This window comes from Endozoicomonas acroporae, from assembly GCF_002864045.1.
GTDB classification, from domain to species: Bacteria; Pseudomonadota; Gammaproteobacteria; order Pseudomonadales; family Endozoicomonadaceae; genus Endozoicomonas; species Endozoicomonas acroporae.
The window spans coordinates 1-12,964 of sequence record NZ_PJPV01000146.1; the positions used below are offsets into that span (position 1 = coordinate 1).

The 12,964-nt window shown below is 47.5% G+C and carries 11 protein-coding genes, 1 tRNA gene and 1 pseudogene; 5 read left to right on the plus strand and 8 right to left on the minus strand.

Features of this window, described 5'->3' with window-relative positions:
* The first annotated feature begins 547 nt into the window (after positions 1-547).
* The gene (locus CX664_RS20280; RefSeq protein WP_101748497.1) at positions 548-1,951 is read left to right on the plus strand and encodes an SLC13 family permease; all 1,404 of its coding nucleotides are present in this window, start codon (positions 548-550) and stop codon (positions 1,949-1,951) included.
* 86 nt (positions 1,952-2,037) lie between these two features.
* Here CX664_RS20280 and CX664_RS20285 read toward each other — a convergent pair whose 3' ends face one another.
* The 3 genes from CX664_RS20285 to CX664_RS20295 all read right to left on the minus strand — a co-directional run bounded on the left by CX664_RS20285 (position 2,038) and on the right by CX664_RS20295 (position 6,108).
* Positions 2,038-3,444, minus strand: coding sequence for an SLC13 family permease (locus CX664_RS20285; protein ID WP_101748498.1), 1,407 nt, complete (start codon positions 3,442-3,444; stop codon positions 2,038-2,040).
* A gap of 180 nt (positions 3,445-3,624) precedes the next feature.
* On the minus strand, positions 3,625-4,860 hold the full coding sequence (locus CX664_RS20290) for a GGDEF/EAL domain-containing response regulator (protein WP_101748499.1): 1,236 nt from the start codon (positions 4,858-4,860) through the stop codon (positions 3,625-3,627).
* Between the two features lie 144 nt (positions 4,861-5,004).
* Positions 5,005-6,108, minus strand: a complete 1,104-nt coding sequence (locus CX664_RS20295; RefSeq protein WP_101748500.1) for a polyamine ABC transporter substrate-binding protein — start codon at positions 6,106-6,108, stop codon at positions 5,005-5,007.
* A 185-nt stretch (positions 6,109-6,293) separates the two neighbouring features.
* On the opposite strand from CX664_RS20295, the gene CX664_RS20300 reads away from it, so the two are divergent.
* Positions 6,294-7,253: a universal stress protein gene (locus tag CX664_RS20300; RefSeq protein WP_101748501.1), complete on the plus strand. Its 960-nt coding sequence runs from the start codon at positions 6,294-6,296 to the stop codon at positions 7,251-7,253.
* A gap of 22 nt (positions 7,254-7,275) precedes the next feature.
* On the opposite strand, the gene CX664_RS20305 is transcribed toward CX664_RS20300, so the two are convergent.
* The gene (locus tag CX664_RS20305) at positions 7,276-7,710 is read right to left on the minus strand and encodes a c-type cytochrome (protein ID WP_101748502.1); all 435 of its coding nucleotides are present in this window, start codon (positions 7,708-7,710) and stop codon (positions 7,276-7,278) included.
* Positions 7,711-8,137: 427 nt separating this feature from the next.
* On the opposite strand from CX664_RS20305, the gene CX664_RS20310 reads away from it, so the two are divergent.
* Positions 8,138-8,214 (plus strand) — tRNA-Arg (locus CX664_RS20310).
* Between the two features lie 639 nt (positions 8,215-8,853).
* Positions 8,854-9,513, plus strand: a complete 660-nt coding sequence (locus CX664_RS20315; protein WP_244910699.1) for a class I SAM-dependent methyltransferase — start codon at positions 8,854-8,856, stop codon at positions 9,511-9,513.
* On the opposite strand, the gene CX664_RS27605 is transcribed toward CX664_RS20315, so the two are convergent.
* Positions 9,510-10,532, minus strand: a complete 1,023-nt coding sequence (locus CX664_RS27605) for an HNH endonuclease (RefSeq protein WP_101748503.1) — start codon at positions 10,530-10,532, stop codon at positions 9,510-9,512. The genes CX664_RS20315 and CX664_RS27605 overlap by 4 nt on opposite strands.
* A gap of 238 nt (positions 10,533-10,770) precedes the next feature.
* Here CX664_RS27605 and CX664_RS26595 point away from each other — a divergent pair, with 238 nt between their 5' ends.
* Entirely contained in the window at positions 10,771-10,947 is a 177-nt protein-coding gene (locus CX664_RS26595) for a hypothetical protein (RefSeq protein ID WP_180966566.1), read from the plus strand.
* Positions 10,948-10,964: 17 nt separating this feature from the next.
* Here the strand turns inward: CX664_RS26595 and CX664_RS20325 are convergent, their stop codons facing one another.
* The 3 genes and pseudogenes from CX664_RS20325 to CX664_RS20335 all read right to left on the minus strand — a co-directional run.
* Positions 10,965-11,303, minus strand: a complete 339-nt coding sequence (locus CX664_RS20325) for a type II toxin-antitoxin system RelE/ParE family toxin (protein WP_146000178.1) — start codon at positions 11,301-11,303, stop codon at positions 10,965-10,967.
* Complete coding sequence (locus CX664_RS20330; RefSeq protein ID WP_101748505.1) at positions 11,300-11,551, minus strand: type II toxin-antitoxin system Phd/YefM family antitoxin; 252 nt, start codon at positions 11,549-11,551, stop codon at positions 11,300-11,302. Before CX664_RS20330 ends, CX664_RS20325 begins: the two co-directional genes overlap by 4 nt.
* A 127-nt stretch (positions 11,552-11,678) precedes the next feature.
* A pseudogene (locus CX664_RS20335) lies at positions 11,679-12,764 on the minus strand (DNA phosphorothioation-associated putative methyltransferase); the annotation flags it as partial.
* Between the last annotated feature and the right edge of the window lie 200 nt (positions 12,765-12,964).

The following is a 12,964-nucleotide window of genomic DNA, read 5'->3' on the forward strand; positions in this document are numbered from 1 at the left end:
CACTGGGAGGTCTGTTGCACTTATTGCTTGACTCCAGCGCGCTGCGCTTGAATCAAATGCACCTGATTCTGGCCATGGGATATGAGCATCTCTGTGAATTTTCTTCTCCATAGTAAATTGATTGTTTGCAAGAGCAATTATCTTTTCCAAAGATGAGTTGTCGAAACTTGTGATTTATTTCCTTGATTGAGTCTGGATCTCTGAGCTGTGAGTGCTCAATATTTTTGCTGCTGTCGTTTTTTCTAACATCATAATCATGCAAAGCTTTTATATTGTATATTTTTTCACTATTTTTATGCTTTAAGAAAATGTTATCTATATGATCTGATTAATAGTGTTTAATCTTATCTTATGCAAAATTATTCATTAACAAATCTGTGCTCCGGCTCCACGTATTGATAGGCACAATTTTGCACTGAATAATTTAACTGTCTTAACCGGTAATTATTTAAAAATGATTATGCCTGCTTTCTGTTGATCAGCTTCAGCGTTCCAGCCTTTAGAGTACGCTGATCCATTTTAACTGCTCATGTACGGTATGTTGTAAATGACTCCGCTTAAAAAGGTTGTGCCAATAGCAATCATCTTCCTGGGGCTGTTCTGCTTTCCGGAAATGGTGTTTCCCGAGGGGATCTTGTCAATTTTGCAGCAGCGGGTGTTGGCCATTTTTATTCTGGCAACCCTGATGTGGGTCAGTGATGCCGTGCCAGCCTTTGCAACATCTCTTCTGATTATTATGCTGCTGGTATTGACCGCTTCAAACAGTGCACCTTTTCCGCTCAGGGATGGTCTTGGTGAAGACATGCTCAACTATGTAACTATTTTCAATAGTCTGGCATCACCCATCATTGTACTTTTTCTGGGCGGGTTCTTTATTGCTTTGGCCTGTGCCAAGTACAAGGTAGATATCAATCTGGCTCGTGTCCTATTAAAGCCTTTTGGCCAGAAGTATGAAATTGTGATGCTTGGTGTGATGATCATCACTGCCATCTTCTCCATGTTCATGAGCAATACAGCGACCAGTTTGTTGATGCTGACTATTATGACGCCATTGTTGGCTCGAATGGACAGTGAAGATCCCGGATGTCGGGCAATGGTATTGAGTATTCCTATTGCCGCAAACCTGGGTGGTATGGGGACTCCGATTGGAACTCCGCCCAATGCCATTGCTTTCCGTTATTTTGTTGGTGAGCATGCGTTGTCGTTTGGTGGCTGGATGCTGTTTGCCGTACCGATTACTGTCGTTATGATTGCTTTCAGTTGGTGGTTACTGCAAAAGATGTTCCCCTCCAATGGTGGCGATCTGGATGTCCGGATTGATGGCCGTTTTGAAAGAGGGCTGAAGCCGTACATTGTTTATATCACTATTGTGTTGACCATCCTGCTGTGGGTGTTCTCCGATGTCCACGGCATTAATGCCTGTGCCGTCGCTATTATTCCGGTGGCTGTATTCAGCCTGTGTGGCATTGTTGATAAGCATGATCTGAAGCATATCAGCTGGGATGTGCTCTGGCTGCTTGCCGGTGGTATTGCCATTGGTACTGCGCTTGCCTCGTCTGGTCTTGCCGGGTTGCTGGTCAGTATGGTGCCATTTGAACAGTTCGATGCGGTGACCATCATTCTGGGCATCAGCGTGCTCTGTATGATTATGGCGACATTTATGTCCCATACGGCCACTGCAAACCTGTTAATGCCCATTGCCATCTCCATGTCCAATTCGGTGGTCAGTATTGAAGAGCAGGGAGGACTGGTTGTGATTGGTACGGCGGTTGCCCTGGCGTCTTCCCTGGGGATGGGCCTGCCAATCAGCACACCGCCCAATGCACTGGCGCATGCTACAGGGTTGGTCGAAACCAGGGACTTTATCAAAACTGCTCAGATTTTAAGTCCGCTGGGGGTTTTGTTGATCTTTTCGGTATTGATGCTGATGAACTGGATGGGCTTCTTTTAAGGGGTAATGTCAGCGATGTGTTTTATTTTTGACGTTGAAAGCGATGACAACCCCGAGATCGGAGTTGCCAAATAGCGCGAGTATGATCAGAAGTAACCCAACACACCCAGCAGGGTAATCACTGCAAAGATAATCACGACACCAATGGTGCTGATGAACTTACCGGCCTTGATAAAGTCTCTGCTGGCCACCATACCGGTGGCATGGGCCAAAGCGTTGGGCGGAGTGCTGATAGGCAGTGACATTCCCATGGATGCACAGAGCGCAACCGAGATAACCATAAGGCTGATACCGCCATAATTTTCCAGCCCGCTCAGAACCGTAGCGACTGAAACTGCAATTGGCATCAGCAGGTTCGCTGTGGCGGTATTGGACATAAATGTTGCCATCACCATTGAGACCACAGCCATCAGAAATAACACCACAAAGGTTCCCATGGTGTCGAAGGGAATGGTGTGAACAATAGAGCGTGCCAGGCCGCTTTTTTCCAGGGCATAGCCCAGGGCAATACCACCGGCAATCAGCCAGAGTACATCCCAGTTAATATTTTTGATGTCGTCGGTATCGATAATGCCGGAAAGGGAGAAAACGATGACCGGCAGTAAGGCGACAGTGTACGAGTTTACGCCATGAATGCTGGAGGTGGTCCATAGTAGCACTGTTGCAGCCGTTGTTGCATAAACAAGGTAGGCTTTTGGCGATTGTTCAAAGGAACATTCGATTTTAACGGCAAGCTCTTTGATGTTTCCCGGGTAAAGTTTACGCAGCAATACCCAGGCAATCATAATTAATGCCACGGCCATGGGGATGGCAAACAGCATCCACTCGCCAAAGGTGATGGCATGCTCGCCGGTTAAATAGCGAAAAGCAATGGCGTTCGGTGGCGTGCCGATGGGGGTTCCAATACCGCCGATATTGGCGGCTATGGGCACGGCAAGAATAACACCCTTGACGGCATTATCCGTGGTATCAACGTTTGCCAGCAATGGCGTCAGCAAGGTAAGCATCATTGCTGTTGTTGCGGTATTACTCATAAACATGGAGAAGAAGGCGGTAATGCCCATCAGACCGAGCATCACTTTCTGGTAATCACTGCCAATGGGTTTTAACAATACTCTGGCCAGGTTGATGTCCAGTTTGTACTTCGTGGCGGCAATGGCAATGAAGAAACCGCCAAGAAACAGCACAATAACCGGGGCTGCCAGACTGCTGAGAATTTCTTTGTAGCTGAGCATGGCCTCCGGATTCAATGCTTCCCGGAGAAAGTACGGGCTGGTATTGGACACCATGCTGGCCAGCAGGCCCAGAATAAGTAGTGACGTTGCATAGGCTGGCACGGCCTCAGAGACCCAGAGCAATGTCGCCATCAGGAAAATAGCCAGCACCCGTTGTTGTTCAATGGTGATGTTGGCAACAGGAATAAATTCAGCGGGAATGAAACACAGAAAGAAGAAAGAGGCTGCAATCAGCGACAGCTTGAGAATACGCGACATAGACGTCATTCAACCCTTGAGATGCAAAAAACAGTTTAAAATTCTTGGTGGTGTTTATCATGCATCAACGATGCAGCAAACGTACTGAATCAGGTCAATGAAACATCATTTTCGGAAAGTGAATATAATTCAGGCAGGAAAATATTGGCAGATTGCATGACTACCGTTGTCAATGCACTTTCAGATACAGGGCTTGGGTAGTGTAATCGGTTGTCTTGCCAGCCACTCCCGCTCCCATTGGGGGATTTCATCGGCGGGCATGGGCCTGGCAATGAAGAAGCCTTGTGCCTGGTCACAATTTAACTCATTCAGCAATTGCCAGCCTTCGAGTGTTTCTACTCCCTCGGCAACGGTTTGCATATTCAATTTGTGGGCCAGGCTGATGTTGGCTTCAACAATCGCTTTATGGTTTTTGTCACTACAGGCATTAGAGACAAATGAACGATCAATTTTCAGCTCACTGAAAGGGATTCGGTTTAACTGCTGCATGCTGGAATAGCCAGTACCGAAGTCGTCAATAGAGAGTGAGAAACCATGGAGTTTGAATCTGGCCAGTGTTTCGAGGGAAAGCGCCGCATTTTCAATCAGACTGCTTTCGGTAATCTCAAGAGTCAGGAGCTCTGGTGGAATACTCAAACCCCGCATCTTGCCAATCAGCATATCGGGCAGGTCGGTATTGGTGAGAGTGGCTGCAGAAAGGTTGATGCCAACGGCAATGCTTCTGCCCTGTTCACGCCAGACTCGAATCTGCTCCAGTGCCAGGTCGATCATTTTTGTGGTCATCGGGGTTATCAGGCCAGAGCTCTCCATCATGGGGATAAAGTGGACTGGGCTGATAACGCCAGCTTCCGGGTGATGCCAGCGGGTGAGTGCTTCAACAGAGATCATTCGGCCACTTTTCAGCAAGACCTTTGGCTGGTAGTAAAGCACGAACTGATTGGCTTCAATGGCTTTCTCAAGAGCTTCTTCATCAAAGATCAGCTCTCTGGAGGTGACGGGGCAGGCATTATTCTCAGTCTGTTCTGAACAGTAAAATTCCAGTAATTCTCTCAGACGGGGGCGGGACATTGGTTTGGGGATATGGCCCAGCACCATCAGGCCATGAGCTTGAGCCATATCACTGACCATTCGGACTAAAGCTGCCTCCATGGCACTGAGCACAATTACGCCCCGGGCAAGCTTTTGCTCCGCCAGGTGGCGGATAAACCGGATACCGTCCATACCCGGCATATCGAGGTCACAGATGACGATATCAACGGCACCTTGGTTTTGCAGAAATGTCAGAGCCTCTTTGCTGCTTTTTGCTGTATGCAGTCTGCCAACATTAAGGCCTGAGACCGTTTGCTCTGCCACCACTCGCTGAAAGGGGTGGTCTTCCAAAATCAGGATACTGAGAGAGGTGATGTTACTGTCCATGTAATGGCCGGGTGAAAATGAATTCAATCTATAAATTATGGCGTATTGGGCAGTGTTGGAGGATTTTTTTAGCGGTTATTGGATAAATGGAGCCAGAGTGACAGTTATCAGAAGGATCAACTTCTGATAACTGTTGGCAAAAGATCAGTTGCCAGATTTTATCCTGGACCACTCGCGGGTGATATAACGCTTCAGTTTGGATGGCAGTTCTTTGAAAACAAAGAGCTTCTCCATGGTCTCATCGCCTGGGAAGACACCGGGATCTTTAGCAATATCTGCATCCACATACTGTTTAGAAGCAGGGTTAGGGTTGCTATAAGTCACGTAGTTGGTCACATCAGCAATCACCTTTGGTTCCATCAGATAGTTCAGCATCTGGTGAGCGGCGTCTTTGTGAGGCGCATCATTAGGAATGGCCAGCATATCAAACCACATGGCTGCACCTTCCTTGGGAACAACATAGCGGATATCCAGGCCGTTACCCGCTTCTTTAGCCCGATCTCTGGCAATCATCGCGTCACCAGACCACATCAGGGCCACACAGATATCGCCATTGGCCAGGTCAGACAGAGAGCGGGAAGAGTGATAGTAAGCGATGTAAGGAGAAATCTCTTTCATCTTGGCGACGCCTTGTTTGTAATCCGCCATATCCAGACTATCGCCGGGAATACCGAGGTAGGCCATCACAGAAGGCAACACTTCACTTGCGGCGTCAAGAAACGCAACTCCACAACTTTGCAGCTTCTTCATATTCTCCGGCTCAAGGATCAGAGACCAGCTATCCACCGGGGCATCCTTGCCGAGCGCTTTTTCGACAGCCGCCTTGTTATAGCCAATACCGGTGGTTCCCCAGAGGTAAGGGATACCGTAGGTATTGTTTTCATCAAAGTTGTCTGAGATCGCCTTCATAATGACGGGATCAAGATGTTTCAGATTAGGCAGCTTGGACTTATCCAGCGGCTCATAGACACCGGCACGAATCTGGGTCTTGTAAAAATCGTGGGAAGGCGAGACCAGGTCGAAACCGCTGCGCCCGGAGAGCAGTTTACCTTCAAGTACCTCATTACTGTCATAAACGTCATAAACCACGTCGATGCCAGTTTTGTCGGAAAAGTTTTTGACGGTATCTTCCGCGATGTAATCGGTCCAGTTATAGAAATACAGTTTTTCAGCCTTGTCATCTGAGGCCTGGAGTTGGGCAGCACAGAGCAGTGCGGCGACGATGAACGTTCTCTTAATCAGTTTCATAAACGTGCCGTGAACCTTATACAAGGAAAATAATAGGGAGCGAGATTATATAGCAGTAACATTGTTCTACAAGTCCGTTCCTATTGGTTACCAGGCAGAATTCCGGAGTTATCAACAGAATATCTGGCAGGGCGACCAATTCCTGCGATAATGGGTAGGGTTGTGATCGGTTTGAGACTAAATTGATGCATGCTTTTCGTTCGATTCTTCTGGCCGTTACCCGGCAACACACCTCGGATATGGAGCTACAGCAGGCCTTTCGGCTTGCTTTGGATAACCGGGCCACCTTATTGATTGCTCTGTTTGACCAGAGCCTGGAAACTCTGAATCATCTGCAATTTGTCCCGTTGGAAAAAAAACTGGAAGACCACCTCAGGCAGCAACTTGAGGATGAGCTTGAGCGCCTAAAGGCCATGGCCTGGGAGCAGGGGATCGAAGCAGAGACATTGATTGTTCCCGGCCGACCCCGGCAAGCCATTTATCAGGTGATACAAGAACATCACATTGACCTGGTCATCAAACTGGCAGATGCCAGTGGCGCGCTGACTCGTAAACAGTTAACGGGCAATGACCTGGCTTTGCTCAGAAAATGCCCGGTGCCCATTTTGATGATGGCCGACCGGGATCAGCTCCCACAATTCAATGGCAAAATCCTGGTGGCCGTGGATGCTGGCGACCCGGACTCGGATGCCCATGATCTGAATCGCACGCTTTTACAATACGGTCTCTATCTGGCAAGCCAGGAAAAGGCTACGTTGCATCTGGTCAGTGTCTGGAATGTACCCTTAGGGCGGCGCTCCCTGAAAACACTCTCTGATGAAGAGCTTTATGAATTGCAGGAAATAACCCAGCGGCGCTACCACAACAAATTACAGGAGGTCATGCAGGAAGTTGGCGTGACTGAGAATGATGACCAGCAGCCTGTATCCATTCATCTGCTCAGGGGCAACCCGGCGACCGAGATCCAGCAACTGGCCAATGAACTGAATGTTGATGTCATCGTGATGGGCACGCTTGGTCGCCATAAGGAGGGCATGCTGGTGGGGAATACGGCTGAAAACATCATGAACAGTATCTACTGCTCAATACTGGCGGTGAAGCCGGAAGGATTTATCAGCCCGCTGGCAAAAGCTGCCAGCGGCTGATCATCAAACCTGAAGGAAGAGGTCAGGGCTTAAGGCCGCTCATGTATTCAATCGCAATACTGATCTCTTCATCAGAACAATCCATACAGGTACCTTTGGCAGGCATACTGCGAATACCGTTAATGGCGTTGGACAGCAGACTGCTGAACCCGCCAGCGGTCTTCTCAGCGGCTTGCCATGCTGCGGCATCGTCCTTTTTGGGAGCACCTAAAAGGCCAGAGCCATGGCAGGCCACACAAAACTGATTGTAAACTGCATCGCCACTTCTCGGGCCACTGCTGGAGCTGACTGCTACCCCTGCTGCACTGGCACACTCCTCACCGGCGAGACAGACGAAACCCACAGGAGCAAGACGCTCGCTTATCTCACCACGACTAATTGAATCAAGGTCTGCAGTCGGCTTGGCAAACACCAGCGACGCGAATAGTCCCCCGACTAACAGAATCAAAGCACGCATATGAGTTCCCCTTGACACTCGCTTGTCCTCTTAAGGCGATTAATGGCTATCTTATTTTAGGCGTTGCCAGAGCTGATACTGCCAGAGCTGGTAAAAAGTAGCTTAAGACTCGCTGATAAGCTTTCGCCTGTGTAGCCGAATTATTCCGGGCAATGGGATTATAGAACAATTGGTACCCCTGAAACAGCGGTTTATACATCGTGGGTTTCGGTAATTACCGTGGCTTGCCATTGTGAAGCACTCGATCGGGGCTTGAACAGCCTGCTGAGCCAGCTCACGGAATGCAGATGACGGGAGCAGGTTATTAAAAGGAGACTGAGATGCTTTTGACATTGGTACCAGACAGCAGCAAAAAAATCATAGACAGCCCGAGGGCGGATCAGTATTATTGGCAACCGCTGGAGCCGCTGTCTGCTGCTCTGTAATTGCACCCGTAGCTCAGCTGGATAGAGCGCTGCCCTCCGGAGGCAGAGGCCAGAGGTTCGAATCCTCTCGGGTGCGCCATAATGGTCGCGCCTGCGTCCGTAGTAAGTACTCACATTTTTGCCTTTCCTGATTTCCAACCTACGTATAGCCTACACCTCACATAAAGATTTTCCCTTTTATTCGCGTCAAACCCTGTCCAGCGTTGTCTATACCAGTCCGGTTGTTGGTCTGATGATTCTCAATGGATTGTTCTTGCCATCCATAGAATTGGCATTTTTTGTTGCCTTAAAAGATTGATGAAGCTCGATCGTTATCGCTCTTTCTGGATATTGAGTTTCCTTCATTGCCTCTCCCCGAAAACTCGTCAAAATCGCCCTGTCACGACCGATCAAGGAGGATCATGTCATGGCTAAGCTGATTACGCGTTTTAGTAAAGTGATTCGGAATTTATATTCACTTGATTGCTGTAGAAAATCATTGCACAGACTCACGGGCAGGGACTCAAATCCCAAAATAGCTCACTATCACCAAGTCTGTTTTTGTTCAGGCAGTCTCGTCAAGTATGAGCGATGCATGCTGGCGTGGATGATACCAGGAGCAATATTAGCTACACCTGTAATAAAATTATCTCAGGTGTAGCGTGTTGAAAAATTCTTATATTAACGGCTTGCAGGAGTGAACTTGGGAAGGCTTTTTATGACATGTTATGGTAATCATTTGGATATTCATTCTGAAACTAATCTGGCATCATCAACATGTTATCCTTGGCGCAAATCCGTGCAACTGACAATGACTATCACTTCTGAATTTTACCAGAAAAATGCAATGCAATTTTATAATTCAACGGTTGGAGTTGACGCTCAGGAGCTATATAAGTTTTTCCTGCCTCTGATTCCCGATGGAGGTCATATTCTTGATGCGGGTTGTGGCTCAGGCAGAGATGCCAGGGCATTTATTGACCGGGGCTATAAAGTTACTGCATTTGATGCCAGCGGCACTCTCGCAGCAATGGCTTCTAAACTAACGGGGCTGGCAGTTGAGACTTGCCTGTTTGATGAGTTTCAGACAGAGCGCCAGTTTGATGGAGTTTGGGCTTGTGCTTCCCTGCTTCATGTTCCTTATGTAGAGCTGGCAGCAACGATTAACCACTTAGCAGGATTTTTGGTATCAAACGGCTGTTTGTATTGCTCCTTTAAATATGGTCAGGGTGAGGTATTACGGGATGGACGTCTTTTTACGTATATGGATGAGGCCCTATTACAAGACTTGTTGAAGCCAACCGATTTATGGGTCCTCACAAGCTGGACTACCCATGACTTAAGGCCAGAAAAAGCCATTGAACAATGGCTAAATGTGATTTTAGGCCTGAAGGCCTAAAAGTTCATCAATCCACGGGGTTCAGGCTTTTTCCAACTGTGCAGAAGTTGGACTTTAGCCTGATTGTAGCTGCCTTGGAGGAATGCCCTGCGTAATGCCTCTGTCTTGCCGGTTTGTTGCATTAAAGTCTCTCTGATGGGCAGATGACTGTTGATAAAATACTCATTTCTGGCATGAAGTCTGTAAAGATAGTCAATATGTGGCAGCTGGGTAAACTTGCCATTCTCCCCCCTGTTACAGCTCCGGCAGGCCAGAATAAGGTTCCAGATGCCATTAATGCCGGGTACGTGTTCCCGGATTACCCACGGGAAAAAATGGTCAACATCAGCAAGGTCAGATTTCCCTGACTCTATGGTTATATGACCAAAACAGTAAAAACATCGCCCTTTCTGATAGCCGTTCAGGCTATCTCTAGAGCTGGTAATATTTACCCGTCGTTCATTCAGGCGAGTGAATAGTTGCTTGCTATCATGGTCATGTTCTACTCTCACAAGATTCCTTGAAAGGCCCAGCTGCCAGGCACTTTCCACCAATCGCCAACGAGCATTGGTTTCGGGTTTTATGCTGTTTATGGCTTGGGATGCCATGAGAGTGTAAAAATTGTCTGTCAGCCGGATACCTTTGTTGGTTGTTTTTCTTTCATCCATAAAAAAGCGTTCCCCGACTTCACGATGATTAACATTGTGAAAGGCATCAATCACATTTTGAAAACCGAGCCTGACTGTTTGGGTACAGAGATAATCCTGATCAACTTTCCCAAGATTAAAGTCTGTGCATGTAGCCAGAAATCTACTGGATTTCGCTGTCGTCTGTTTTGGTGCGTCTTTCAGATGCTCACAGATATGGCGAGAAAATGGGACTGCCAGCTGTTCCAGAGATATAAAGTCATTGCTGGAGTTGGCTAGCTCGTAGAGAGAACAGGCGAGGGCAAATTTATAAGAGGCTACATTGTTGCCGAAAAGAATAATGCTGCGCCAGTAATTATCAAGCGAAGGTTCAACATGGTAAAATCGAGACACTGTGCCCCCAAATCGTCCATGAATGTGTGGATGGGCTTTATTTAATGTTTTTTGTAGTTATAAGTTTATATGTAATTACATTTAAATATATATGGATAATACTGCACAAGAGGCAACAAGTCCTTGAGGTGACTTTTTATTTAGATCTATATGTCTTTTGTCGTATAAAAAGCCATTAAATCGCTAAAATACTGGGCTTGATGTAAAAGCTCTTGAAATTTGCGGCGTTACGGAACCCATGGATGCGCTGCTGGATGAAGAGGGCGATGAAGTACTGCTGGAACAAGCTGCTGGGAATCTGGGGTTGACGCTGGCCCGGATGAAATTTTTGGTGATGGTTGCCGGAGCTCATTTCCGGCAACCCTGTAAAATTCACCAGGATCGGGCTTATCGTCCAACCCGTTTGCTGGATTAACTGTTGTTAATAATTGATCACCGCCGGAAAACAAACTGTTCCAATAACCGGCTGGTCTTTTGAAACTGGCTCATAAAGATAAAGGTCACAATGACGGCTTTCGAGTCATCAACCCGGTAGAGAATCCTGTAGCCATCTTTATGGTATTCGCGAAACTGCAGGCCAAAATAACGTTCGAGGTCGTAATTGACGGGGCATGATTTTGGGTTCTCTGTTACTTGCGTTTCAAAAGCCGCCTGGATTTCAGAGAGTTTATCGATATGGCCTGGCAGGTTTTCAGGATGTCTGGATGCGTTGTGTTCTATCACCAGCTCCATAGAGAGCTGATAGGACTCAAGGTAGATAACCCGCATCATTTATTATCCAGATACTTTGCCCTGATATTGTTCAGCACCTGGTCACCCGACAGTGTTTTGCCCTCTGCTTCGTCTTTGGCACCAAAAGACAATAGCTTCAACAACGCGGTGGCTTCTTGCCTGCGTTCTCTGTCTTCAAAGGATTCAATAACATAGACTGGCTTGCCATTTTGTGTCACGACAATCGGTTCTTCCAGGTCCAAGCTAGCCGCATTCTTTTTTACGAAGCTGATCGGTTCAATTCTCATCACTCTGCCTCCTGTTTATGGCCTAAATATAGTCCATATATAGATCTTTTGCCATCGGGATGTGGCCGGTCACTCTGGTCAGCTTTTACGGTTTTGACCATCGGCATTGTTCTGGTCGTGCTGTGCATTATGAGGGTGCGATGGCGCTCTGTGCTCTGAAGAACCGGTAACCTTTAATCGTGAGTCCGTGCTTCATACGAAGCAGGGTAGTCAGATTCTCCAGTGAGGGGCCATGCCCTTCAGCCAGCTCAGGAATTTTCAAATCGGAAAGGCGTTTATCGAATGACTGCTGCTTGTCATAATCGGGGAAACTGGCGTCGATCAGCCGGGACTTCCAATAGAGTGGTTGTGGATCGTAGTCGCCATAGCCGTAGTCAAAAAAATCGACAGTACGCTGGCGCAGATTGATTTTGACCCGTTCACGAAGCATGGGGATGGGCTGGGTTGCAAAACCCCCGTAGGTCATCAGGGTCAGTTTGCCGGAGCGGATATGAATTTTTACCAGATCCACTCCATCGGTTTCTGAAAAGAGCTGTGTGGCACAACCGGCATAGATTCTTAACGGGGGCGGCAGGTCATTAATAAAACCACTATGGATGATTAGTGAGTGGCTGTCGTTAAGAATACTGGCCGGTAACTGCTGATGGGCCAGTTCGCACATCTGGTCAATAAGGTTGGGTTCTGCCAGGGAAAACAGCAGTTCACGAGCTTCTGCAACCGCAGTTTTGTAATCGCCAAAGAAGGCTTTGATGTCTCTTTTCAGCGGGTCTGGCATGTGTTTGTAAATACGTTTTTTATTGAACTGCTGCAGGGCGAAATAGACTTGTAAATCCTCCGTTCTCTCTTTTGCCGCCTGATCCAATGCCTGGATATCCGCCTCACCCTTTAACAGATTAAAGGCCTGTTTGGGGGAGCCTATCTGTTCTGCCAGCAGCTTGGATTCTTCAAACTCGTCGGCGGTGGGTAACCGGCCCAGTTCAAGGCAGCGCTGCCAGTAATTTTCCAATAGCTGACGGTTTTCTTCTAATAGCCGTTTTTTGTTGGAGGTGGGCCTGCTCTTGTGAACCAGCTGTTTCCATTGTGGCCTTCGGCGTTGTTTATTGGCCAGGTAGAGCTGTTCTTCGTCTTTGTCTTTGAAAATATAAAAGATCCCCGGCGCTACCGGGATGGGTTCTTCATCCAGAATCTGTTCGATAAAAATCTGGAGTTCAGTCTGGCTGAAGTATTTTTGAAACGTATTTCTGCTGGTGAGTACACCGTCTTTAAAACGCGAAGGCCGACTTTTGACATCACATAAGGCATGACTACACCTTAACCAACCTGCCCTCTAAAACAGATTGCTTAATAGCCGGTGACAGTCATGCCTGAAGAAGAGTTTATCATTAATGTCTTTTGCCTGATTGATGATTTATT

What these genes read in the sequence shown, in the direction of transcription:
- CX664_RS20280 (WP_101748497.1), top strand. Translation starts at nt 548, where the DNA reads ATGACTCCGCTTAAAAAGGTTGTGCCAATAGCAATCATCTTCCTGGGG.
- CX664_RS20285 (WP_101748498.1), bottom strand. Translation starts at nt 3,444, where the DNA reads ATGTCGCGTATTCTCAAGCTGTCGCTGATTGCAGCCTCTTTCTTCTTT.
- CX664_RS20290 (WP_101748499.1), bottom strand. Translation starts at nt 4,860, where the DNA reads ATGGACAGTAACATCACCTCTCTCAGTATCCTGATTTTGGAAGACCAC.
- CX664_RS20295 (WP_101748500.1), bottom strand. Translation starts at nt 6,108, where the DNA reads ATGAAACTGATTAAGAGAACGTTCATCGTCGCCGCACTGCTCTGTGCT.
- CX664_RS20300 (WP_101748501.1), top strand. Translation starts at nt 6,294, where the DNA reads ATGCATGCTTTTCGTTCGATTCTTCTGGCCGTTACCCGGCAACACACC.
- CX664_RS20305 (WP_101748502.1), bottom strand. Translation starts at nt 7,710, where the DNA reads ATGCGTGCTTTGATTCTGTTAGTCGGGGGACTATTCGCGTCGCTGGTG.
- CX664_RS26595 (WP_180966566.1), top strand. Translation starts at nt 10,771, where the DNA reads ATGGATGCGCTGCTGGATGAAGAGGGCGATGAAGTACTGCTGGAACAA.
- CX664_RS20325 (WP_146000178.1), bottom strand. Translation starts at nt 11,303, where the DNA reads ATGATGCGGGTTATCTACCTTGAGTCCTATCAGCTCTCTATGGAGCTG.
- CX664_RS20330 (WP_101748505.1), bottom strand. Translation starts at nt 11,551, where the DNA reads ATGAGAATTGAACCGATCAGCTTCGTAAAAAAGAATGCGGCTAGCTTG.